Annotated in this window: 8 protein-coding genes and 1 tRNA gene; 2 read left to right on the forward strand and 7 right to left on the reverse strand. The window is 71.8% G+C overall.

What is annotated here, in order from left to right:
* Positions 1-2 precede the first annotated feature (2 nt).
* The 6 genes from QM779_RS09115 to QM779_RS09140 all read right to left on the reverse strand — a co-directional run bounded on the left by QM779_RS09115 (position 3) and on the right by QM779_RS09140 (position 21365).
* Positions 3-16439, reverse strand: a complete 16437-nt coding sequence (locus tag QM779_RS09115) for a DUF7507 domain-containing protein (RefSeq protein ID WP_428534403.1) — start codon at positions 16437-16439, stop codon at positions 3-5.
* Positions 16440-16763: 324 nt separating this feature from the next.
* Positions 16764-17363, reverse strand: a complete 600-nt coding sequence (gene pth / locus QM779_RS09120) for an aminoacyl-tRNA hydrolase (RefSeq protein ID WP_428534405.1) — start codon at positions 17361-17363, stop codon at positions 16764-16766.
* A gap of 8 nt (positions 17364-17371) precedes the next feature.
* Positions 17372-17992: a 50S ribosomal protein L25/general stress protein Ctc gene (locus tag QM779_RS09125; protein WP_428534407.1), complete on the reverse strand. Its 621-nt coding sequence runs from the start codon at positions 17990-17992 to the stop codon at positions 17372-17374.
* 347 nt (positions 17993-18339) lie between these two features.
* Positions 18340-19317, reverse strand: a complete 978-nt coding sequence (locus QM779_RS09130; protein WP_428534409.1) for a ribose-phosphate diphosphokinase — start codon at positions 19315-19317, stop codon at positions 18340-18342.
* The gene (gene glmU, locus QM779_RS09135) at positions 19314-20783 is read right to left on the reverse strand and encodes a bifunctional UDP-N-acetylglucosamine diphosphorylase/glucosamine-1-phosphate N-acetyltransferase GlmU (RefSeq protein WP_428534411.1); all 1470 of its coding nucleotides are present in this window, start codon (positions 20781-20783) and stop codon (positions 19314-19316) included. Before glmU ends, QM779_RS09130 begins: the two co-directional genes overlap by 4 nt.
* 503 nt (positions 20784-21286) lie before the next feature.
* Positions 21287-21365: transfer RNA gene (locus QM779_RS09140), tRNA-Gln, on the reverse strand.
* Between the two features lie 140 nt (positions 21366-21505).
* Here QM779_RS09140 and QM779_RS09145 point away from each other — a divergent pair.
* Both QM779_RS09145 and QM779_RS09150 read left to right on the forward strand, forming a co-directional pair.
* Positions 21506-22177, forward strand: a complete 672-nt coding sequence (locus tag QM779_RS09145) for a TetR/AcrR family transcriptional regulator (protein WP_428534413.1) — start codon at positions 21506-21508, stop codon at positions 22175-22177.
* Between the two features lie 92 nt (positions 22178-22269).
* Complete coding sequence (locus QM779_RS09150) at positions 22270-23472, forward strand: MFS transporter (RefSeq protein ID WP_428534415.1); 1203 nt, start codon at positions 22270-22272, stop codon at positions 23470-23472.
* A gap of 226 nt (positions 23473-23698) precedes the next feature.
* On the opposite strand, the gene QM779_RS09155 is transcribed toward QM779_RS09150, so the two are convergent.
* Entirely contained in the window at positions 23699-24625 is a 927-nt protein-coding gene (locus QM779_RS09155) for a 4-(cytidine 5'-diphospho)-2-C-methyl-D-erythritol kinase (protein WP_428534417.1), read from the reverse strand.
* Between the last annotated feature and the right edge of the window lie 3 nt (positions 24626-24628).

Raw genomic sequence — 24628 nt, forward strand, 5'->3', positions numbered from 1 at the left:
GTTCATGCCTTGCGACGCCGCCCGACAAGTACCAGCAGCACGCCCGCAGCGAGGATACCGCCGCCGTAGAGCAGTCCCTGCCCGCCGCCGAAGCCGGTGTAGGCGAGGTTCCCGTCGCCGTCGTTGTCACCGTCCTGGTCGCTCGCCACCGTCGTGACCACGGCGAACGCGCTCGCGGCCACCACCCGGCAGGGGTCCGCCGCCAGCACCCCGACCAGGCCCATGTCGACGGGGCACAGCGAGCCGGTGACGGACGCCTCGTTGGTGATCCGGCCGCGGCGGACGTCCGCCTTCGTCACCGTGTAGGCGGGGCCGGTGCAGGTCATCGCCGCGCCAGGGGCGAGCGTGGTCGACGGGCAGGTGATGGCTCCGAGCATCGGGTCGCTGACCGCCAGCCCGGTCAGCGTCACGTTGCCCGTGTTCGTGACCTGGAAGGTGTAGCTGATCAGGTCACCGGCCCGGACGTCCGAGGCGACATCGGCGCTCTTCACCAGTGCCACCGACGGGACCTGGGCCAGCGGCGTCGTGACCTCGTCGGCGTCGTCGGCGGGGTCACGGGTCGGGGAAAGGCCGGTCACCCGCGCCACGTTGGTCACCGTGCCCGCGTCCACGTCTGACGTGGTGAGGGTGTAGGTCGCGGTGCAGGTCATGGACGCCCCGGCTGCCAGGGTCGTGGCGGGACAGCTGACAGCGCCCACCTTCGGGTCGGTCACCTCGATGTCGCTGAGCGTCACGTTGCCGGTGTTGGTCACGTCGAAGGTGTAGTCGATGGTCGAACCCGCGGTGTCGCCGGACGGCGTGCCGGCCCGCTTGACGAGCCTGATGAACGCTCCGGGGGTCACCGGCACGTCGACTGCTGCGGTGTCGCTGACCGCGCTTCCCACGGGGGGCGTGCCGGTCACGGACGCCTCGTTGTGGGCGCGGCCGGCGTCCACGTCCGACTGGGTGAGCGTGTCGCTCGCCGAGCAGGTCATCGACGCGCCGGGGGCGAGCACCGTCACAGGGCAGTCCACGGGGCCCACCGTCGGGTCGGAGACGACGACGGAGGTCAGCGTGACGTTGCCCGTGTTCGTCACCAGCAGGCTGTAGTCGACCTGGGAGCCCGGCTGGCTGCCTCGCGCGACGCCCGTCTTGACCAGGTCGATCCCGGGGGCGGCCACGACCGGGGTCGTCGCCGTGCTGGACGCCGTCGCGTCGTCGGCAGGCGAGCCCGGGTCGCCGCCCGGCGGGTTGCCGTGGGCGGTCGCCGTGTTCACCACGACGCCGGCGTCCACGTCGGCCTGCGTGAGCGTGTAGCTCGCCGTGCAGGTGGTGGACGCCCCCGGCGCGAGCGACGTGGCCGGGCACGACACCGCGCCCACCTTCGGATCGGAGACGCCGACCGGGGAGAGGGTCACGGTGCCGGTGTTGGTGACCAGGAACGAGTACGGGATCGTCGAGCCGGCGCTGTTGCCGGACGGCGTGCCCGCCTGCTTGTCCAGGCTGAGCGCAGGGGCCGGGGTGAGCAGGGTGTCGGTCGAGTCGGTGGCAGCCGGGGCCGCACCCCCCGCCGAGGTCCCGGACGCGGTCGCGGTGTTCGCCACGTGTCCGGCGTCCACGTCGGCCTGGGTGAGCGTGTACGTCGCCGTGCAGGTGGTGGCGGCACCGGGCGCGAGGGTGGTCTGCGGGCACGTCACCGGGCCGGTCTTCGCGTCCACCACGCCGACCGAGGAGAGCGTCACGTTGCCGGTGTTGGTGACCAGGAAGGTGTAGGTGATCGTTCCCCCGGCCACCTGGCTGGTCGGCGTGCCGGCGGCCTTGTCCAGCGTGAGCGCCGCCGCAGCGGTGATCGTCGTGGATGTGGAGTCGGTCGCGCTGAGCGGCGCTCCCCCGGGTGAGACCGCCGAGGCGGTCGCGGTGTTGACCACGGCACGGGCGTCCACATCGGTCTGGGTGAGCGTGTAGGTGGCCGTGCAGGACATCGACGCTCCGGGGGCGAGCGTGGCGGCCGGGCAGGCCACCGTCCCGACCTTCGCATCGGCGACCCCGACCGCGGACAGCGTCACGTTGCCGGCGTTCGCCACCAGGAACGTGTAGACGATCGTCGAACCCGCCGTGGCACCCGAGGGCGTTCCGGCCTGCTTGTCCAGCGTGAGCACGGGAGCGGCGGTCAGCGGGGTGTCGGTGGCGTCGACGCCGGTCACCGCGGCGCCGCGCGGCGGCGTCCCGGAGGCGGTGGCGCTGTTGGCCACGTGCCCGGCGTCGATGTCGGCCTGGGTGAGCGTGTAGGTCGCGGCGCACGTCGTCGAGGCGCCGGGGGCCAGCGTCGCGGTCGGGCACGACACGGGACCCAGCAGCGGGTCGTCGATGCCGACCGTCGACAGGGTCACGTTGCCGGTGTTCTGGACCAGGAAGGTGTAGGCGATCGTCGCCCCCGCGGTGTTCCCCGACGGCGTCCCGGCCTGCTTGTCCAGCACGAGCGACGGATCCGCAGCGATCGTGCTGCTGGTCGAGTCACCCGCGGTGACCGGGTCACCGGTCGGCGGGGTGCCGGACGCCGTCGCCGTGTTGTCGACGGTGCCGGCGTCGACGTCGGCCTGCGTCACGGTGTAGGTCGCCGAACAGGTCGTCGACGCGCCGGGCGCCAGCGAGGTGGCCGAGCAGTCCACCGCGCCCACCTTGGGGTCGGTGACTCCGATCGGAGCCAGGGTCACGTTGCCCGTGTTGGCCACGACGAAGGTGTAGGCGATCGTCGACCCGGCGGTGTTCCCCGACGGCGTCCCGGCCTGCTTGTCCAGGGTCAACGACGGCGCCGCCGTGATGGCGGTGTCGGTGGCGTCGGTCGCCGTGACCGCCGCCCCCGTCGGTGGCGCGGCGGTGGCGGACGCCGCGTTGTGGACGGTGCCCGCGTCGACGTCCGCCTGGGTCAGCACGTAGGTCGCCGTGCAGGTGGTCGACTGGCCCGGAGCCAGGGTCGTGGCCGAGCACGTCACCGTGCCCACCTTCGGATCGGAGATCGACAGGGTGGCCAGGGTGGTGTTGCCGGTGTTCTGCACCACGAACGAGTACGCGATGGTCGAACCGGCGGTGTTCCCGGACGGCGTCCCCGCCTGCTTGTCCAGGGTCAACGACGGGGCCGCCGTGATCGGGGTGGTGGTCGCGTCCTGCGCGCCGACGGTCCCGCCGGACGGGGTCGCAGCGCTGACGGCGGCCGTGTTCACGACCTGGCCGGCGTCCACGTCCGCCTGGGTGAGGACGTAGGTGGCCGCGCAGGTCGTCGACTGCCCCGGCGCCAGGGTCGTGGCCGGGCAGGTCACCGTGCCCACGGTCGGGTCCGTGACCGCGAGGTTCGACAGGGTCACGTTGCCCGTGTTGGCGACCACGAACGTGTAGGCGATCGTCGCGCCGGCGACCTGGCCGGTCGGGGTGCCGGCCTGCTTGTCGAGGGTGATCGACGGCGTGGCGGCGATCGGGGTGTCGGTGCTGTCGGTTCCGGTCACGGCCGCGCCCGTCGGCGGGGTGGCTGTGGCGGTGGCGGTGTTCTCCACGTGGCCCGCGTCGACGTCGGCCTGGGTGAGCGCGTAGGTGGCCGTGCAGGTGGTGGACGCCCCCGGGGCCAGCGTCGTCACCGGGCAGGAGACCGTGCCCACCTTCGCGTCCGCGACGCCCACGGCGGACAGCGTCACGTTGCCGGTGTTCGTGACCAGGAACGAGTAGGCGATCGTCGAGCCCGCGCCGGTGCCGGACGGCGTCCCGGCCTGCTTGTCCAGCGTCAGGGACGGGGAGGCCGTGATCGGTGTCGAGGTCGAGTCGGACGCGGTCAGCGCCGCGCCCGTCGGCGGCGTGGCCGACGCGGTCGCCGTGTTGTCGACGACCCCGGCGTCCACGTCGGCCTGGGTGAGCGTGTAGGTCGCCGAACAGGTCGTGGAAGTCCCCGGCGCCAACGTCGTCACCGGGCAGGAGACCGCGCCCACCTTCGCGTCGGTGACGCCCAGGGCGGACAGGGTCACGTTGCCGTTGTTGGCCACCACGAACGAGTAGGCGATCGTCGAACCAACCGTGCTGCCGGTCGGCGTCCCGGCCTGCTTGTCGAGCGTCAGGACGGGGGCCGCCGTGATCGGGGTGTCGGTGGAGTCCTGGGCGGTCGCCGGGGCGCCGGTCGGCGGGGTGCCGGAGGCGGTGGCGGTGTTCGCCACGTGCCCGGCGTCCACGTCGGCCTGGGTCAGCACGTAGGTCGCGGTGCACGTCGTCGACGCGTCCGGTGCGAGGGTCGTCACGGGGCAGCTGACGGCGCCGACCTTCGCGTCCGTCACGCCGACCGTGGCCAGGGTGACGTTGCCGGTGTTCTGGAGGACGAAGGTGTAGGCGATCGTCGAGCCGGCGGCGGTGCCGGTCGGCGTCGCGGCCTGCTTGTCGAGCGTCAGCTGCGGCGCCGACGCGATCGGCGTCGTGGTCGAGTCCGAGCCCGTCACCGCCGAGCCGGACGGCGGCGTCGCCACGACCGAGGCGGTGTTGTCGACGTGTCCCGCGTCCACGTCGGCCTGCGTGAGCGCGTAGCTGGCGGAACAGGTCGTGGACTCCCCCGGTTCCAGCGTGGTGGCCGGGCAGGTCACCGCGCCCACCTTCGCGTCCGTCACGGCCACCGCCGACAGCGTGACGTTGCCGGTGTTGGTGACCTCGAACGTGTACGCGATGGTCGATCCGGCGGTGGCGCCGGACGGGGTCCCTGCCTGCTTCTCGAACGTGAGGGACGGCGTCGCGGTGATCGGGGTGTCCGTGGCGTCGGATCCCGTCACGGCCGCACCCGTCGGCGGCGTGCCGGACGCGACCGCGGAGTTCGGCACGTGCCCGGCGTCCACGTCGGCCTGGGTGATCGTGTAGGTGGCCGTGCAGGTCGTCGACACCCCCGGAGCCAGCGTGGTGGCCGGGCAGGTCACCGTGCCGACCTTCGCGTCCGCCACGCCCACCGTGGTGAGGGTCACGTTGCCGGTGTTCGCCACCTCGAACGTGTAGGCGATCGTCGACCCGGCGGTGTGCCCGGACGGGGCCGCGGCCCGCTTGTCGAGGGTCAGCGCCGGCGAGGCCGCGATCGACGAGGTGACCGAGTCGGTCGCCGTCACCGGGCTCCCGGTCGGCGGGGTCCCGGACGCGGTCGCGGAGTTGGTCACCGCGCCCGCGTCCACGTCGGACTGCGTGAGGGTGTAGGTGGCCGTGCAGGTCGTCGACGCCCCCGGCGCCAGCGTCGTCACAGGGCAGGACACCGCCCCCACCTTCGCGTCGGTCACGTCCACGGCCGACAGCGTCACGTTGCCGGTGTTCTGCAGGACGAAGGAGTACTGGATCGTCGCTCCCGCTGCCCTCCCGGTGGGAGCGGACGCCTGCTTGTCCAGGGTGAGCGAGGGCGAGGCGGCGAGCGGGGTGTCGGTGGAGTCGGCGGCCGTCACCGGGGCGCCCGAGGGCGGGGTCCCGGCGACCGAGGCGCTGTTCGCGACGTGTCCGGCGTCCACGTCGGCCTGGGTGAGCGTGTAGGTCGCCGTGCAGGTGGTGGAGGCCCCGGGGACGAGCGTCGTCGTCGGGCACGAGGCGGCGCCGACCTTCGGGTCGGTGATGCCCACCGAGCGCAGGGTGACGTTGCCGGTGTTCGTCACGACGAACGCGTAGGCGATCGTGGAACCCGCCTGGGTGCCCGTCGGCGTGCCGGCCTGCTTGTCGAGGGTGATCACCGGGCGGGACGTGATCGTGGTCAGCGTGGAGTCGGTGGCGGTCACCGCGGCGCCGGTGGGCGGCGTGCCGGACACGGTCGCCAGGTTGTCCACCTCCCCCTCGTCCACGTCGGCCTGCGTCAGGGCGTAGGTCGCCGTGCAGGTCATGTCCGCCCCCGGCGTGAGCACGGTGGCCGGGCACGACACCGTCCCGACCGTGGGATCGTTCACCACGATGCCGTGCAGGGTCACGTTGCCCTGGTTGGTCACGACGAAGGTGTAGGCGATCGTCGAGCCGGCTGTCGTACCCGTCGGGGTGCCGGCCTGCTTGTCGATCGCGATGCCGGGTCCGGCGACGATGGCGGTGTCCGTGCCGTCGGACGCCGTCACGCGATCGCCGGAGGGCGGCTGCGCGGACGCGGTCGCGGCGTTCACGACGTGCCCGGCATCGACGTCGGCCTGGGTGATCGTGTAGGTCGCCGAGCACGTGGTGGTGACCCCGGGGGCGAGCGTCGTCACGGGGCAGACGGTGCCGACGAGCGCGTCCGTGACCTCCAGGAGGGTGAGGGTGACGTTGCCGGTGTTCTCCACCACGAACGTGTAGTGGATGGTCGAGCCGGCCGTCGTCCCGGACGGGACACCGGCCTGCTTCTCCAGCTGGAGGGACGGCGCCGCGGTGATCGGGGTGCTCGTGGAGTCCCGGCCCGTGACCGGGTCACCGGTGGGCTGGGTGCCGGACGCCGCGGCCGTGTTGTCGACCACGCCGGCGTCCACGTCGGCCTGGGTGAGGGTGTAGGTGGCCGTGCACGTCATCGACGCGCCCGGCGCCAGGGTGGTCAGCGGGCAGGACGCCGCGCCCACCTTCGGGTCGCTGACGCCCACCGACGTCAGGGTGACGTTGCCGGTGTTCTGCACCAGGAACGTGTAGGCGATGGTCGCACCCGCCGCGGCGGAGGACGGGGTGCCTGCCTGCTTGTCGATCGTGATCGACGGCGCGGCCGTGATCGGCACGGTCACCGCGTCGACGGCGGTGGCCGGGTCGCCCGTCGGCGGGGTGCCGGACGCGGTGGCCGTGTTCACGACCTGGCCGGCGTCCACGTCGGACTGGGTGAGCGTGTAGGTGGCCGTGCACGTCGTCGATGCCCCCGGCGCCAGCGTGGTGGCGGGGCAGGTCACGGTGCCCACCTTCGCGTCGCTCACCCCCACCGAGGTCAGGGTCACGTTGCCGGTGTTGGTGACCAGGAAGGTGTAGGCGATCGTCGAGCCCACCGTTGCCCCCGACGGGGTGCCCGCCTGCTTGTCGAGCGTGAGCGCGGGCCCGGCCGCGATCGCGGTGTCGGTGGAGTCGGTGGCGGTGACCGGGTCGCCCGCCGGCGGGGCGCCCGTCGCTGTCGCGGTGTTGGCGACGTGGCCGGCGTCCACGTCGGCCTGGGTCAGGGTGTAGGTCGCCGCGCAGGTGGTGGACGCCCCCGGGGCCAGAGTCGTGGCTGGGCAGCTCACGGTCCCCACCTTCGCGTCCGTGATCCCGACGGTGGTCAGGGTCACGTTGCCGGTGTTCTCGACCACGAAGGTGTAGGCGATGGTGGAGCCGGCGGTCGTGCCGGACGACGTGCCCGCCTGCTTGTCGACGGTGATCACGGGCCGGGACGTCACGGGCGTGCTCGTCGAGTCGGTCGCGGTGGTCGCGGCGCCGGTCGGCGGCGTGCCGCTGGCTGTGGCGGTGTTGTTCACGACGCCGGCGTCCACGTCGGCCTGGGTGAGCGCGTAGGTGGCCGTGCACGTCATCGAGGTGTGCGGCGCCAGGCTCGTCGCCGGGCAGCTGGGCGTCCCCACCTTCGCGTCGGTCACCCCGACACCGGTGAGCGTGACGTTGCCCGTGTTGGTCACGACGAAGGTGTAGGCGATCGTCGCCCCGGCCGTGTTCGCGGTCGGCGCGCCGGCCTGCTTGTCCAGCGTGATCGCCGGACCCGCCATGATCGCGGTGTCCGTCGAATCCGTCCCCGTCACCGCCGCACCCGTCGGCGGCGTCCCCGACACCGTCGCCGTGTTCGCCACATGCCCGGCGTCCACATCGGCCTGGGTCAGCGTGTAGGTCGCCGTGCACGTCGTCGACGCCCCCGGCGCCAGTGAGGCCGCGGGGCAGGTCACGGTACCGACCTTCGGGTCGCTGACCGCCACCGCGTGCAGCGTGACGTTGCCCGTGTTCTGCACGAGGAAGGTGTAGGTGATCGTCGCCCCTGCCGCGTCGCCGGTGGGGACGCCGGCCTGCTTGTCCACCGTGACCACCGGCGCGGCGACGACCGGAGTGGTGAGCGAGTCGGTCGCGGTCACCACGCTCCCCCGGGGCGCGGTCCCGGACGCGGTCGCCGTGTTCGCCACGTGCCCGGCGTCCACATCGGCCTGGGTCAGCGTGTAGGTCGCCGTGCACGTCGTCGACGCCCCCGGCGACAGCGTCGTCACCGGGCACGACACCGCCCCCACCTTCGCGTCGGAGACACCGATCGAGGTCAGGGTGACGTTGCCGGCGTTGGTGACGAGGAACGTGTAGCCGATCGTCGAGCCGGCCGTGTTGCCCGACGGCGCGCCGGCCTGCTTCTCGAGCGTGATCGCCGGGCCGGCCGCGATCGCCGTGTCGGTCGAGTCGGTCCCCGTCACCGCCACTCCCGTCGGCGGCGTCCCGGACGCCGTCGCGGTGTTCGCCACGTGCCCCGCGTCCACATCGGCCTGGGTGAGGGTGTAGGTCGCCGTGCAGGTCGTGGACGCCCCCGGCGCCAGCGTCGTCACCGGGCACGACACCGTCCCCACCTTCGCGTCGCTGACCGCCACGGCGTGCAGCGTCACGTTGCCCGTGTTCTGCACCACGAACGAGTACGCGATCGTCGAGCCGACCGTGCTGCCCGACGGCGTTCCCGCCTGCTTGTCCACCGAGACCGCGGGCGCCGCGGTGATCGGGACGGTGACCGAGTCCTGCCCCGTGACCGCCGCTCCCGTCGGCGGCGTCCCCGAGACGGTCGCGGTGTTCACGACCTGGCCCGCGTCCACGTCGGCCTGGGTCAGCGTGTACGTCGCCGAGCAGGTGGTCGAGGCGTTCGGCGCCAGCGTCGTCACCGGGCAGGAGACCGTGCCGACCTTCGCGTCCGTGACGCCGACTGCGGTGAGCGTGACGTTGCCGGCGTTCGTGACCACGAACGTGTAGGCGACCGTCGAGCCGGCTGAGGTGCCGGACGGGGTACCGGCCTGCTTGTCCAGGGTGATCGCGGGACCCGCCGTGATCGGGGTGTCCGTCGAGTCGGTCCCGGTCACCGCCACCCCTGTCGGCGCCGCTGCCGAGACCGTGGCCGTGTTGGCCACGTGCCCGGCGTCCACGTCGGCCTGGGTGAGGGTGTAGCTCGCGGAGCAGGTCATCGACGCGTTCGGAGCCAGGGTCGTGGCCGGGCAGGTGACCGCTCCCACCTTGGCATCGGTGACCGCGATGGAGTGCAGGGTGACGTTGCCGGTGTTGGTCACGACGAAGGTGTAGGCGATCGTGGAACCGGCGGCGGTCCCCGACGGGGTGCCGGCCTGCTTGTCCAGGGCAACCTGCGGCGCGGCCGCGATCGGCGTGGTCGTCGAGTCCGACGCCGTGACGGGGGCCGTCGACGGCGGAGTGCCGGACGCGGTCGCGGAGTTCACGACCTGCCCCGCGTCCACGTCGGCCTGGGTCAGGGTGTAGGTCGCCGTGCAGGTGGTGGACGCTCCCGGGGCGAGCGTCGTCGCCGGGCAGGAGACGGTGCCCACCTTCGGGTCGCTCACGCCGACCGAGGTGAGGGACACGTTGCCCGTGTTGGAGACCAGGAACGTGTACGCGATCGTCGAACCGACCGTGTTGCCGGACGGTGTCCCGGCCTGCTTGTCGAGCATGAGGCGGGGGCTGCCGGTGATCGTGGTGTCGGTGGAGTCGCTCCCCGTCACCGCCGCACCGGTCGGCGGCGTCCCCGACACCGTCGCCGTGTTCGCCACATGCCCGGCGTCCACATCGGCCTGCGTGATCGTGTAGGTCGCCGTGCATGTCGTCGACGCCCCCGGCGCCAGCATCGTCGCCGGGCACGACACCGTCCCCACCTTCGCGTCGCTCACACCCACGGCGTGCAGCGTCACGTTGCCCGTGTTCTGCACCACGAACGAGTACGCGATCGTCGAACCGGCCGTGTTGCCGGACGGCGTCCCGGCCTGCTTGTCCACCACGACCTTCGGCGCCGCCACGATCGACGAGGTGGCCGTGTCGGTCGCGGTCACGGCCGCGCCCGTCGGTGGCGTCCCCGACGCGGTCGCCGTGTTCACGACCTGCCCGGCGTCCACGTCGGCCTGGGTGAGCGTGTAGCTCGCGGTGCAGGTCGTCGAGGCCCCCGGAGCCAGCGTCGTGGCCGGACACGACACCGCGCCCACCTTCGCGTCGCTCACACCGACGGCGTGCAGGGTCACGTTGCCGGTGTTGGCGACCAGGAACGTGTAGGCGATCGTGGCACCCGCGGTGTTGCCCGAGGGCGTCCCGGGCTGCTTGTCGACCGTGAGCGCCGGACCCGCCGTGATCGAGGTGTTCGTCGAGTCGGTGCCGGTCACCGCCGCACCGGTCGGTGGCCTGCCCGAGGCGGTCGCCGTGTTGAGCACGCTGCCGGCGTCCACATCGGCCTGGGTCAACGTGTACGTCGCCGTGCAGGTGGTGGACGTCCCCGGCGCCAGCGTCGTCGCCGGGCACGAGACCGTGCCCACCTTCGCATCGGTCACCCCCACCGAGGTCAGCGTCACATTGCCCGCGTTCGTCACCAGGAAGGTGTACGCGATCGTGGAGCCGACGGTGTGACCGGACGGTGTGCCGGCCTGCTTGTCCAGCGTGATCGCCGGACCCGCCGTGATCGCAGTGTCCGTCGAGTCCGTCCCCGTCACCGCCGCGCCCGTCGGCGGCGTCCCCGACACCGTCGCCGTGTTCGCCACGTGCCCGGCGTCCACATCGGCCTGGGTCAGCGTGTAGGTCGCCGTGCACGTCGTCGACGCCCCCGGCGCCAGCGTCGTCACCGGGCACGACACCGCCCCCACCTTCGCGTCGCTCACACCCACGGCGTGCAGGGTCACATTGCCGGTGTTGGTGACCACGAATGAGTACGCGATCGTCGAACCGGCCGTGTTGCCGGACGGAGTCGCCGCCTGCTTGTCCACCACGACCTTCGGCGCCGCCGCGATCGGCACCGTGACGGAACCCTGGCCGGTCACCGGCGCGCCCGTGGGCGGCGTCCCGGACGCGGTCGCCGTGTTCACGACCTGCCCGGCGTCCACATCGGCCTGGGTCAGGGTGTAGGTCGCCGTGCAGGTGGTGGAGCTCCCCGGAGCCAGCGTCGTGGCCGGGCAGGAGACCGCGCCCACCTTCGCGTCGCTCACACCCACGGCGTGCAGGGTCACATTGCCGGTGTTGGTCACGAGGAACGTGTAGGAGATCGTCGAACCGGCCGTCGTGCCGGTCGGCGTCCCCGCCTTCTTGAGCAGGGTGAGCGACGGTGCGGCGCCGACAGTGGTGTCGGTGCTGTCGCCCGCGGTCACGGCGTTCCCCGCCGGTGGCGTGCCGGACGCCGTCGCCGTGTTCGCCACGTGGCCGGCGTCCACGTCCGCCTGGGTGAGCGCATAGGTCGCCGTGCAGGTGGTGGAGGCGTTCGGGGCCAGCGTCGTGGTCGGGCACGACAGCGTGCCCACCTTCGAGTCGCTGACGCCCACCTGGGTCAGGGTGACGTTGCCGGTGTTGGTGACGATGAACGTGTAGGCGATGGTCGAGCCGGCGCTGGTGCCGGACGGGGTGCCGGCCTGCTTGTCCAGGCTGAGGGAGGGCAGCTGGGCGACCGTGGTGTCGGTGGCGTCGCTCGCCGTCGGCTTCGTCAGCCCCGTCGGCGGTGTGCCGGTGGCCGTCGCGGTGTTGGCCACGTGCCCGGCGTTCACGTCGGCCTGCGTGACCGTGTACGTGGCCGTGCACGTCGTGGACGCCCCCGGCGCGAGGGTGGTCGCCGGACAGGTGACGGTGCCGACCTTCGCATCGGTCACCCCGACGGAGGTCAGGGTCACGTTGCCGGTGTTGGTGACGACGAACGCGTAGGCGATCGTCGACCCGGCCGTGTTGCCGCTGGGGACGCCGGCCTGCTTGTCCACCGCGATCGTCGCCGTGCGGGTGAGCGTGGTCGTGGTCGTGCCGGTGGCCGTGACCGCTGCGCCGGTCGGCGGGGTGCCGGAGGCGGTCGCGTTGTTGGTGACCGTCCCCGCGTTCACCTCGGCCTGGGTGATCGTGTGGCTGCCCGTGCAGGTCGTGGACGCCCCCGGCGCGAGCGTCGTCGCTGGGCACGACACCGAGGCGACCAGCGCGTCCGTGATCGCAACCCCGTGCAGCGTGACGTTGCCAGTGTTCGTGACGAGGAACGAGTACGGGATGGTTGCGCCCGCGACCTGGCCGGTCGGAGTGCCCGCCGTCTTCACCAGCATCAGCTTCGGCGCGGCCGTGATCGCCGCTGTGGCGCTCGAGGTGGCGGTCGGCGCCGTCAGGCCGGTCGGCGGGGTGCCGGTGGCCGTCGCGGTGTTGGCGACCGTGCCGGCGTCCACGTCCGCCTGGGTGATCGTGTAGGTCGCGGTACAGGTCGTGGTGGCGCCCGGGGCCAGCGTGGTCGCCGGGCAGGTGACCGTGCCGACCTTGGCGTCCGCCACGTTCACCGCGGTGAGCGTGACGTTGCCGGTGTTCCGCACGACGAACGTGTAGGCGATCGTCGACCCCGCGGTGTTCCCGCTCGGCGTGCCGGCGGTCTTGGCCAGGCTGATCGCCGGCGTGCGGGTGAGCGTCGTGCTCGTGCTGTCGGACGAGGTGGGTTTCGTCAGCCCGGACGGCGGCGTACCCGTGGCGGACGCCGTGTTGTTGACCACCCCGGCGTTGAGGTCCGCCTGGGTGATCGCGTACGTCGCCACGCAGGTGATCGTGGCCCCGGGCGCGAGCGTGGTCGTCGGGCAGGTGACCGTGCCCACCTTCGCGTCGGTGACGGCCACCGAGGTCAGGGTGGTGTTCCCGGTGTTCACCACGACGAACGCGTAGGCGATGGTGGAGCCGGCGGCGCTCCCGCTCGGCGTCCCGGCCTGCTTGTCGAGGCTGATCGCCGCCGTGCGGGTGATGGTCGTGTCGGTGGAGTCGGACGCGGCGACCGCCGCGCCGGTCGGCGGGGTGCCGGACGCGGTGGCGGTGTTGGCCACGTGCCCGGCGTCGATGTCGGTCTGGGTGATCGTGTAGGTCGCCGTGCACGTGGTGCTGCCCGCCGGGGCGAGCGAGGTCGCCGGGCAGGTCACCGTCCCCACCTTCGCGTCGGTGACCTTCACCGCGCTGAGCGTCACGTTGCCGGTGTTCACCACGAGGAACGTGTAGGCGATCGTCGAACCGACCGTGTTGCCGCTCGGCGTGCCGGCCTGCTTGTCGACGCTGATGGACGGGGTCGCCGTGAGCACGGTGGTCGTGCCGGCGGTGGCCTGGGTGAGCTGGCCGGTCCCGGACGCGTAGCCGCTGACCGTGGCCGAGTTGACCACCGACCCGGCGTCCTCGTCGGCCTGGGTGATCGTGTAGACGGCCGTGCAGGTCATCGTCCCGCCGGGCGCGAGGGTGGTCTGCGGGCACGAGACCGAGAACACCTTGTTGTCCTGCAACCAGATGTTGTTCAGCGTGACGTTGCCGCTGTTGGTGACCACGAAGGTGTAGGTGATCGTGGCGCCGGCCTGGCCGCCCGTCGGCGTCCCCGCCGTCTTCTTCAGCGTGATCGCCGGCCCGACCGCGAGCGTGGTGTCGACGCTGTCGGTGGCGGTCGCCGTCCAGGTGCCCGACGGGCCGACGCCGGACGCCGTCGCGCTGTTGTACACGTGCCCGGCGTCGAAGTCCGCCTGGGTGAGGATCAGGCTGCCCGTGCAGGTTGTCGACGCCCCCGGGGCGAGTGAGGTGACGGGGCAGGTCACCGTCGCCACCTTGCTGTCGGCGACGCTCACCGGGTTCACCGTCACGTTGCCGGTGTTCGTGATCAGGAACGTGTAGCCGAGCCGGTCACCGGCGTCCGGGCCGTTGCCGTCGAGGTCGGTCACGCCGGAGGACTGCTTGTCGAAGGTGATCGCCACGGTCCGGCTGAGCGTGCTGGTGGCGGACGCCGTGGCGGTCGGGGTGCTCACCCCCGACGGCGGAGTGCCGGTCGCGGTGGCCGTGTTCGCGACGGTGCCCGCGTCCACCTCGGCCTGGGTGACGGTGTGGGTACCGGTGCAGGTGGTGGACGCACCGGGCAGCAGCGTCGTCGCCGCGCAGCTGACCGAGGCGACCTTCGCGTCGGTGACCGCGACCGCCGTCAGCGTGGTGTTGCCGGTGTTCTTCACCACGAACGTGTAGGCGATCGTCGACCCCGCGGTGTTCCCGGTCGGGGTGCCGGCGGTCTTGGTCAGGGTGAGGGTGGCGGTGCGGGCGATCGTGACCGTCTTCGAGGAGGTCGCGGTGACCGCCGCTCCCTTCGGTGGGGTGCCGGACACGCTGGCGCTGTTCACCACGCTGCCCGCGTTCACGTCGGCCTGCGTGAGCGTGTAGGTGGCCGTGCAGGTGGTGGTGGCCGCCGGCGCCAGCGTCGTGCTCGGGCAGGTCACCGTGCCCACCGTCGGGTCGCTGACCGCCACCGAGGTGAGCGTCACGTTGCCGGAGTTCGTGACCGCGAAGCTGTAGGCGACGGTGTCGCCCGCGTCCGGCCCCTTGCCGTCGTTGTCGACGATCGCGCCGGCCGACTTGACCAGGCTGATGGCCGGGTTCTGGGTGATCGTCTTCGTCGCGGTGCTGGAGGCGGTCACCGCCGACCCGGTGGGCGGCGTGCCGGAGACGCTGGCGGTGTTCGCTACGCTGCCGGCGTCCACGTCCGCCTGGGTGAGCGTGTAGGACGCCGTGCAGGTCGTGGTCGCACCGATCGCCAGCGTCGTGGCGGGGCAGCTGACCGTGCCGACCTTGGCATCGGTGACGGCGACGGAGCCCAGCGGGGTCTGGCCGGAGTTGGTGACGAGGAACGAGTACGCGACGGTGTCGCCCACGTCCGGGCCGTTCCCGTCGTTGTCGGTGATCGCGCCGGCCGTCTTGGCCAGGGTGATCGCAGGCCGGCCGTTCACGTAGTCGCAGGTGAACGCCGCGCCGGGGGTGGTCGCGGCGGCGGGGATCGTGTACTTGCTGCCGCTGAGGGTGCCGACGGTCGTCCCGGCCGCGTTGGTGCAGGTCGCGCTGGACAGCGCCCACCCGCTCGGGATCGTCGTCTCGTCGATCGTCGCTGCGGTGTTGACCGTGGAGATCGTGAACACCTGGGTGCCGGTGGTGGTCGTGTCGCCGTCCACCTGGACGGCGGTGCCCGCCGCGGTGGTGGTCACCGTGCCGGTGGTCTGGGTGGTGTTGGTGAGCGTGAAGCCGAACGGTCCGCCGGCGGCGCCGAGGGTGGTCTTGCGGAGGGTGATCGTGGGTCGTCCGGCCAGGGTGACCTGGTAGTCCTCGACCTCGCCGGAGTCGGCGAGCCCTGCCGCTGCCTGCACCTGCGACTGGGTGTAGCCGAGCCGGAACCGCGCGTAGGTGGTGCCCGTGGTCGTGGTGGCAGGGACCGTCCAGGACAGGCTCGCCGAGGTGGCCCCGGACGCGAGCGTCGCGCACGCGCGTTCATTCGTGTTGTTGTAGAAGGTGCCGCTCTTGTCGAAGTCGATGTAGCCGCAGACGTAGGCGGCCTTGCTCACCCCGGAGACGGGAACGCTGAGGGTGTAGGTGTTCGAGACGCCGGCGAGGATGTTCGGCAGCGACGTGAACGCGTCATCGGTGTCGCCGCTCGCCCCTGCACCGGCGTTGGGGCTCGTGGTGCCGTTGCGGACGTTCGCGTTGTCCTGGGTGACGCCCGAGCCGAGGGTGAGGTCGCTCATCACGTGCGCGGCGGCCTGGGTGGGGTCGAAGGTGGCCGGGGCGTCCCCGAAGTCCTGCGGCACGGTGACGGTGAGGTTGAACGCGTCGGTGCTGGTGCCGCCGTTGTAGCCGCCGGTGGCACCGGCGTTCACCGTGAACAGTGCGCTCATGCTGAACTGCAGCGAACTCACGGTCCCCGTGACCAGCACGCTGCCGCAGCCGGCGACGTCCGCGGCGTCCTCGTAGCCGGTGGCGGTGAAGGACGTGGAGTCGCAGACGTTGGACACGCTGCCCACGGTGGTGGTGATCCTGGTGCCGCCCGTGACGGCGAAGGACGAGCTGCCACTGGCCTTGGACAGGGTGGCGCCCGTGGTGGTCAGGTCGAGGATGGCGTGGATGTCGGACTGCAGGCTGCCGTTCGAGTTGGAGGCACCGAGACCGGCGATGTGGATCGTGGGGTTGCGCACGGGCTGGCTGAACGAGATCGTCAGCGTCCCCCGGCTCGCGCAGGCCCCGGACACGGCGCAGCCCGCCGTGTCGACGCTCACCGCGGCGGTCTGGTCGCCGGTGACGAGCGTGCTGGGCGTGTACTGGGACGCGACCCAGCCGCGGCTGCCGAGGGTGGCGGTGTCGAGGGTGGTGGATCCGGTGGACGCCACGGTCGCGACGAGGCCGGAGGGGAGGGTCGACGACCGGCTGGTGGTATTGCCTGCCCAGGTGTTGGTGCTGACCTCGTAGGCGTCCGCGTTCGTCGCAGGGACGCCGTAGAGCACGAATCCGGCCGCCGCGGCGAAGCTCGCCAGGATGCACGTCACCCTGCGCACGACCGAGCGTCCGCTCCGTCGTCGCTGACCACGCCCCTGCACAGACAACCGGATCCCCCGAAACCCAAATTCAGCACACACCGTTGAGCACCGGGTCACCGTGAACTCCCCCGAGCGGTGACCGTCGCGAAAGACTAGCGCCCCACGAGGGCCGATTCTCGGGATTCGGCAAGAACGGCCGCCGGATCTCGACCCCGGATCGGGACTACGGGGCGGCCGGCGGACCGGTCGGCGGCACGGTCACGCTCAGCGAATTGATCCGGATCAATTCCTCAACGAATTCGTTCGCCCTGATCAACCCCGGCAGCGTGCCGAGGGATCGTCTCAGGAGTTGAAACGGCCCTGCGCGGCGTCGAGGCCGATCGTCAGGAGGGCCTCCACCGCGTCCGCGCAACGGTCGACCTCGACGGCGAGGTCGGCGGCGAGGGAGGACGGGAACGGGCTCAGCACGTAGTCGGCGGGGTCCTGGCGGCCGGGAGGACGTCCCACCCCGAACCGGGCGCGGAAGAAATCGCCGGTGCCGATGCTGCGGCGGATCGACTTCAGCCCGTTGTGGCCGTTGTCGCCGCCGCCGAACTTCAGCCTGAGCCGGCCGAAGTCGAGGTCGAGCTCGTCGTGGACGACCACGAGGTGCTCGGGAGGGACCTTGTAGTAGCCCAGCGCCTTCCCGACGGCGATGCCGGACTCGTTCATGTAGGTGCGCGACTTCAGCAGCACGAGCTGCTCGGCGTCCGCACCGAGACCACCGATGCCGCTCGCGGTGAGCCGGGTCTGGGCCGTCTCCGCGCGCAGCTGACCCGCACCGGTGAACCGGACGCCGGCGCGGCGGGCGAGTTCGTCGACCACCATGTAGCCGACGTTGTGCCGGTGAGACGCGTAGGTCGGGCCCGGATTACCGAGCCCGACCAACAACCACGTGGACATCGAGGGGATCAGGCCTCCCCGGCCTCTTCCGACTCCTCGGCGGCGGCCTCGCCGGCCTCACCGGCCAGCTCGGCGTCCAGGGCGGCCTGGGACGGAGCCGCGGACACCGAGAGGATCAGGTCGCCCGGCTCGCCGGGGAAGACCGCACCGGAGGGCAGCTTCAGGTCGGCGGCGGTGACGGTCGAACCGACCTCGAGGCCCGTGACGTCGATCTCGATGTCGGCCGGGATGTGGGTGGCCTCGACGAGGAGGGCGATGGTCTGCTGGTCCATCACGATCACGCCGTCGGACGCGTGGTCGCCCACGACGACCAGCGGCACCTCGACGGTGACCTTCTCACCCTTGCGCACGATGACCAGGTCAAGGTGCTCGATGTTGCCCTTGACCGGGTTGCGCTGCACCTGCTTGGCCAGCGCCAGCTGGTCCTTGCCACCGTCGACGCTGAGCTCGAGCACGGCGTTCGCCACGCGCAGGGCGAGCAGCAGCTCGTGCCCCGGCAGCGAGAGATGGACGGGATCGGTCCCGTGGCCGTACAGGACGGCGGGCACCAGCCCGGCCCGACGGGTGCGGCGCGCTGCGCCCTTGCCGAATTCAGTGCGGGATACCGCTGCGATCTTGTTCTCGGACACTTCCTACGTCACTCCTCAACCTCGTACAGAAATCCTTGGCCAGACGAGGGAGACCGGCGGCGACCAGCGCCAACCTTGTCGATCACGGGCCACAGGCCCCTCGCCGAGGCAACCCCCACAGCTTAGCGCCCGCGCGGGCGCGGGATCGAATCGGCGCCCGACGCGGCGGCGTCGTCCCGTCCCCGCGACCACAGACGCTCCCGAAACGCGCAAACGCTCCCGAAATTTCGGGAGCTTCTGCGAGTTTCGGGAGCGTTTGTGCGTGGGCGGGGGGGACGGGGCCGTCAGCCGCCCGGGGCGGCGGCGTCCAGGGGCGGACGCTCAGGCCGGCGTCAGTGCTGGCGGCGTCAGTGCTGGCCGTTGAAGAGGGACGCGACCGAGCCCTCCTCGAAGACGGCCTGGATGGCCTGGGCGATCAGCGGCGCCATCGAAAGGACGGTCAGCTTGGGCACGTTGACGCCGTCCGGGATCGGGAGCGTGTTGGTGACGATGACCTCCTCGAAGTCGGAGGAGTTCAGCCGCTCCGGCGCCGGGCCGGACAGGATCGGGTGGGTGGCGGCGGCGAGCACGGTCTTCGCCCCGAAGTTCTTCAGCGCGGTCGCTGCCTGGCAGATCGTCCCCGCCGTGTCGATCATGTCGTCGACCAGCAGGCAGACCCGCCCGTCCACGTCGCCGACGACCTCGCCGACCGCCACCTCGTTCGCCTTGTTCGGGTCGCGGCGCTTGTGGATGATCGCCAGCGGCGTGCCCAGTCGGTCCGACCACATGTCGGCCAGGCGGACGCGGCCCGCGTCCGGGGAAACGATCGTCATGTTGGACGTGTCGTAGTGCGCCTGCACGTAGTCGGCCAGCACCGGGAGGGCGAGCAGGTGGTCCACCGGGCCGTCGAAGAAGCCCTGGATCTGGGCGGCGTGCAGGTCGACCGACATCACCCGGTTGGCGCCTGCGGCCTTGTACAGGTCGGCGACCAGGCGCGCGGAGATCGGCTCGCGTCCGGCGTGCTTCTTGTCCTGCCGGCCATAGGGGTAGAACGGCGACACCACGGTGATCCGCCGCGCGGACGCCCGCTTCAGCGCGTCCACCATGATCAGCTGCTCCATCAGCCACTCGTTGACCGGCGCCGGGTGGGCCTGGATCACGAAGCAGTCCGAGCCGCGCACCGACTCCTCGAAGCGGACGTAGATCTCGGAGTTGGCGTAGGTGAGCGCGCGGGTGGGGATCAGCTCGACCCCCAGCAGGGACGCCACCTCCTCGGCCAACTCGGGGAACGCCCGCCCCGTGCACACCATCAGGTGCTTCTCGGTGGGGCGCTTGATGCCGCTCACTCGCCAGAACCCATCTCGCCCGTCCCCTGGGTCTCGTGCAGGGCCGCCGCTGCGGCCTCCGCGGTGCGGGTGCCGGGACGCTTGCGCGACACCCAGCCCTTGATGTTGCGCTGCTGCCCCCGGGAGACCGCGAGGTCCCCGGGTCCGACGTCGACCGTGATCGTCGAGCCGGCGGCCACGTAGGCGCCGTCGGCGATGTGGACGGGCGCCACCAGCACCGAGTCGCTGCCGACGAAGGAGTGCTCGCCGACCGTCGAGGTGCTCTTGGAGATGCCGTCGTAGTTGGCGAAGATCGTCCCCGCCCCGATGTTGGAGCCGGCGCCGACGACCGCGTCCCCGCAGTAGGTGAGGTGGGGCACCTTGGCACCCTCGCCGATCACGGCCTTCTTCATCTCGACGAACGCGCCCACGTGGGCCTTCGCCGACAGGTCGGTGCCGGGGCGCAGGTAGGTGAACGGACCGACGGTGGTGTCGGGCCCGATCACGGCCAGCTCTGCCTGGGTGCGCAGCACGCGGGCATTCTCGCCCACTTCGACGTCGATCAGGGTGGTGTCCGGCCCGATGGTCGCTCCGCGGGCGACGGAAGTGGCCCCCTCGAGTGAGGTGTTGGGCAGCAGGGTGACGTCCTCGGCGAGGTCGACGCCGGCGTGCACCCACGTCGTGGCGGGGTCGAGGACGGTCACGCCCTCGGTCATCCAGTGGACCAGGATGCGCCGGTTCAACTCCGCCGCGCGCTCGGCGAGCTGGACGCGGTCGTTCACGCCCTCGGTCTGGAGGTGGTCGACGATCAGTCGCGCGCCGACCCGGCGGCCGGCGGCGCGCGCGTGGGCGACCACGTCGGTGAGGTACAGCTCGCCCTGGGCGTTCTTGGGTTCGAGCGCCTCCAGGCCCTCGGCCAGGGTGGCCGCGTCGAAGACGTAGATGCCGGAGTTGATCTCGGTCAGTGCGAGTTCGGCATCGGACGCGTCACGCTGCTCGACGATCCGGGCGACCTCGTCGCCGTCGCGGACGACGCGTCCGTAGCCGGTGGGATCGGGGACGACGGACGTGAGGACGGTGACGGCGTTGCCGTCCGCGCGGTGGGCCGCGACGAGCTCGACCAGGGTCTCAGGGGCGAGCAGCGGGACGTCCCCCGAGGTGACCACGACCTCGCCGGTGATGCCGGGCAGCGCGGCCATGCCGGAGCGGACGGCGTCCCCGGTGCCCAGGGGCTGCTCCTGGACGGCGATGGTGACGTGCGGCGCGATCTCGGCGAGGTGCGCGGTGACCTGGTCGCGCTGGTGGCCGACGACGACCACGAGGTGCTCGGGGCTGAGCGCGTCCGCGGTGTCGATGGCCAGGCCGACCATGGACCTGCCGGCGATCCGGTGCAGCACCTTGGGGACCGCCGATTTCATCCGGGTTCCCGCGCCCGCCGCCATGATGACGACCGCGGCCACGCTGCGCTGTGCGTCCTGATCGACCACCGGTACCTCCAGCCCTGGTTGGTGTCCCGCACCCCGGAATCGCGTCGAACATGCGTCTCTGCGCGTGGTTCGAGGCGTCCCGGGGAACTCCCCTGTCACCCTATCCAGTCCCGTTCGCCCACTCACAGATGCCGGGAAAGCTCATCGATCCGAGAAGAGGCGGACGGGCCGCGTCCACCACAAAGTGGACGGAAGTGCGGCGAGTTCGCGACTTTCCGTCCACCTTGACGCGGGGACGGAGCAGGTCCACCACAAAGTGGACGCCGATGCGGCGAGTTCACGGTTTTCGGTCCACCTTGTCGGGCGCGGGTCGACCAGACGGCGGCCAGCACAAGGTCCCCGGATCTCCGTGTCGGTGCGGTCAGACCGCTTCCGGAGACCCCGGGTCAAGCCCGGGATGACCGTGGAACCTTGTCATCCCGGCGAAAGCCGGGATCTCCGCGACGACCGACCGCACCGACACGCTGATCCCTGATCAGCCTCGGGATGACCGTGGCCCTGAGCTCCCCGGGCAGGAGTCGAACCTGCGTCGCTAATCCTGATTCAAAGTCAGGCGGGCCTTGCCGGCAGACCAACCGGGGAACGACCGTGCCTCGACGGTCGGGGGCAACTCTACGGGGGTCCGGCGGGGGCCGCACCCGGGCCGGACGGGACGCCGACCACCGGCGCGCCGGGCGCGGGACGGATTAGCAAACCTTGCCTGCTCGGGCCAGACTTGGGCCATGTCCACAGCCCCGGCGGCCGCACGCGCGCGACGGGCCCGCGTCCGGATGACCAGGGCCGAGCGCCGCGAGCAGCTGATCGACGTGGCCAGGGCCCTGTTCGCCGAGCGCGGCCTCGAGGGCACCTCCGTGGAGGAGATCGCCGCCCACGCCGGAGTGAGCAAGCCCGTCGTGTACGAGCACTTCGGTGGCAAGGAGGGCCTCTACGCCGTCGTCGTCGACCGCGAGGTGCGGACGCTGCACGACGCGATCCGGACCGCGATCACCACCCCCCGCGCCACGCCGCGGGCTTTGATCGAGCTCGGCACGCTGGCCCTGCTGGACTACATCGACGACCACCCCAACGGCTTCCGGATCCTGTCCCGCGACTCCTCCGCCACCTCACCGGAGGGGTCGTTCGCGACGATCCTTTCCGACATCGCCTCCCGCGTGGAGGACCTCCTCGGCGACGAGTTCACCAAGCGCGGCTTCGACCCGGGGACCGCGCCGATCTACGCTCAGATGCTCGTCGGGCTCGTCGCGCTCGCCGGCCAGTGGTGGATGGACACCCGCGAGGACCTCGCGCTCCCCAAGCCGGTCGTCGCCGCGCACCTGGTGAACCTGGCCTGGAACGGGATGCGCAACCTCGACCCGTCCCCCACCCTGCACGGACGCCGCCGCACCGCCGACTGAGGCTGCACCCTGCTCGCTCCTGCCGCGCAACAGCTGGTACGAAAACCGAAGGCTGCTAGGTTTTCGAGAGCGCTCTCAGCTAGAGTTGGACGGTGAGCACCTCCCTCGCCTCCCGTCAGGCCGCCGCCGCCGTCGTCCTGCTGTTCGCCTACAACGGCCTCGTGATCGGCTCCTACGCCGCGTCCATCCCCACTCTGACAGCCCGCTTCGGCCTGCAGCCGTGGCAGCTGTCGATCTTCTTCATCTGCATGGGCCTGGCCGGGATCGCGTCCATGCAGCTGTCCGGACGCCTGTCCGACCGCTTCGGCGCGCGCAGGGTGAGCCTCGCGATGATCCCGGTGCTGATCATCGCCATCCTCGCCATCGGCCTCGCGCCGTCCGTGCCCATGCTGTTCGTCGCCGGCATCCTGCTCGGCATCGGCAACGGCGGCATCGACGTGGCCATGAACGCGATCGGCGTCCAGGTCGAGCAGAACCGGCCCAGGCCGATCATGAGCTTCTTCCACGGCATGTGGTCGGTCGGCAACCTGGTCGGTGCGGGCCTGCTCGTCCTGCTCGGCGCCGTCCTCGGCCAGGCCGACCCCACCGTGATCGCGACCTGCGTCACGGCTGCCGTCCTCGGCATCGCGGCGTTCCTCGTCGCCTGGCGGATCACCCCGGAGACCGCCGTGATCGCCCACACCGACGCCAGCGGGGCGAAGACGCCGATCCCTCGCTCGGCCTACCTGCTCGGCCTGATGGCGATCGCCTTCGGCCTCGGCGAGGGCACCGCCAACGACTGGTCTGGCCTGCACGTCACCCAGCTCACCGGCGTCGACCCCACCACCGGCGCCCTCGGGTACACCTGCGTGGTCGCGTTCATGGTCGTCATCCGGCTGCTCGGCGACGGCCTCGTCACCCGGTTCGGCCGCCGTGCCGTGACGGTCTTCGGCGGCGCGTGCTCGGCGCTGGGCTACCTGGTCGCGGCCACCGGCAGCGGGCTGCCGATCCTGCTCGTCGGCTGGTCGCTGGTCGGGCTGGGCATCGGCATGATCGCCCCGCAGGTGTACGCGGTCGCCGGGCACACCGCGGGTGGACGCGGCCTCGCCGTCGTGGTGACCTTCGGCTACGCCACGTTCCTGGTCGCGCCGGGCATCATCGGCTGGCTCGTCGGCACGATCGGCATCCAGCACACGATGTTCGTCCCCGCCGTCCTGCTGGCCGGCCTGCTGCTCGTCGCCCGGATCATGCCGGGCAAGGACGCGGACGTCATCCCGACGGCGGACGCAGAGACCGCCTGGACCGACCCCGCCTGATCGGCCGCCAGCCATCCCGGTGGAAGCCGCGGCTCACGGACGCCTGCCTTCGGCACGAACGCGGAGATCCCGGGTCAAGCCCGGGATGACAGGGGTTGGGACGGAGATCCCGGGTCACGCCCGGGATGACACGGGTTGGGGTGGAGATCCCGGGTCACGCCCCACCCCACCCTGTCATCCCGGCGAAGGCCGGGATCTCGACGATGACAAAGGCGCCCCGATCACCTCAGACGACCAGGCGGGCTCCGGGGACGGGGCCGCTGACCCGCTTCACTGCGCGGCAGAGGCCCTCGCTGGACAGCCGGACGGACAGGTCGACCGCCGCCGACTCGTTGGCGGCGAGGAACGCGACCGTCGGGCCGGAGCCGGAGATCACCGAGCCCAATGCACCGTGCTCGGTGCCCGCCTCCACGATCCGGGCCAGCTCGGGACGCAGCGCCAGCGCGGCCGGCTCGAGGTCGTTCACCAGGCAGCGGGACAGCGCCTGCGCGTCCCCGCTGACCAGGGCGTTCAGCATCTCCGCGGGAACCTCGAGCGGGTCGGTTCCGAGGCCCAGCTCGTCGAACTTGCCGAACACGGCCGGTGTGGACAGTTCCCCCGCGCTGAAGGCCAGCACCCAGTGGTAGCTGCCGCGGCTGAGCACCGGCGCGAGTTCGTCCCCTCGCCCCGTCCCCAGCGCTGTCCCCCCGGCCAGGCAGAACGGGACATCGGCGCCCAACCGTGCCCCCAGCACCCGCAGCTCGTCCGGGGAGATGTCGATGTCCCACAGCACCGCGCAGGCCAGCAGGGCCCCGGCGGCGTCCGCCGAGCCTCCCGCCATCCCTCCCGACACCGGAATCGACTTGCGGACCACGAGCTCTGCACCCAGCGGACGCCCCGCGCCCCACGTGGTGGCCAGCAGCCGTGCGGCCTTCACCGCCAGGTTGTCGTCCCCCTCGGGCACGAGGGCGGCCTGCTCCCCCAGCATCCGGACGGTGAAGGTGCCCGGCTCTGCCCAGGTGGCCTCCACCTCGTCGAACACCGACACGGCCTGGAACACCGTCGCCAGCGGGTGGTACCCGTCCGCGCGCCGGTGTCCGCTGCGCAGGGCGAGGTTCACCTTCCCCGCCACCCGTACGCGGACGGCTTCGGGCTCGGTCACCGGGGTTGCCATGGT

Source organism: Propionicimonas sp. (assembly GCF_049840635.1).
In the GTDB taxonomy this organism is placed as follows: Bacteria; Actinomycetota; Actinomycetes; order Propionibacteriales; family Propionibacteriaceae; genus Propionicimonas.

What these genes read in the sequence shown, in the direction of transcription:
- pth (WP_428534405.1), bottom strand. Translation starts at nt 17,363, where the DNA reads ATGTCCACGTGGTTGTTGGTCGGGCTCGGTAATCCGGGCCCGACCTAC.
- QM779_RS09155 (WP_428534417.1), bottom strand. Translation starts at nt 24,625, where the DNA reads ATGGCAACCCCGGTGACCGAGCCCGAAGCCGTCCGCGTACGGGTGGCG.
- QM779_RS09145 (WP_428534413.1), top strand. Translation starts at nt 21,506, where the DNA reads ATGTCCACAGCCCCGGCGGCCGCACGCGCGCGACGGGCCCGCGTCCGG.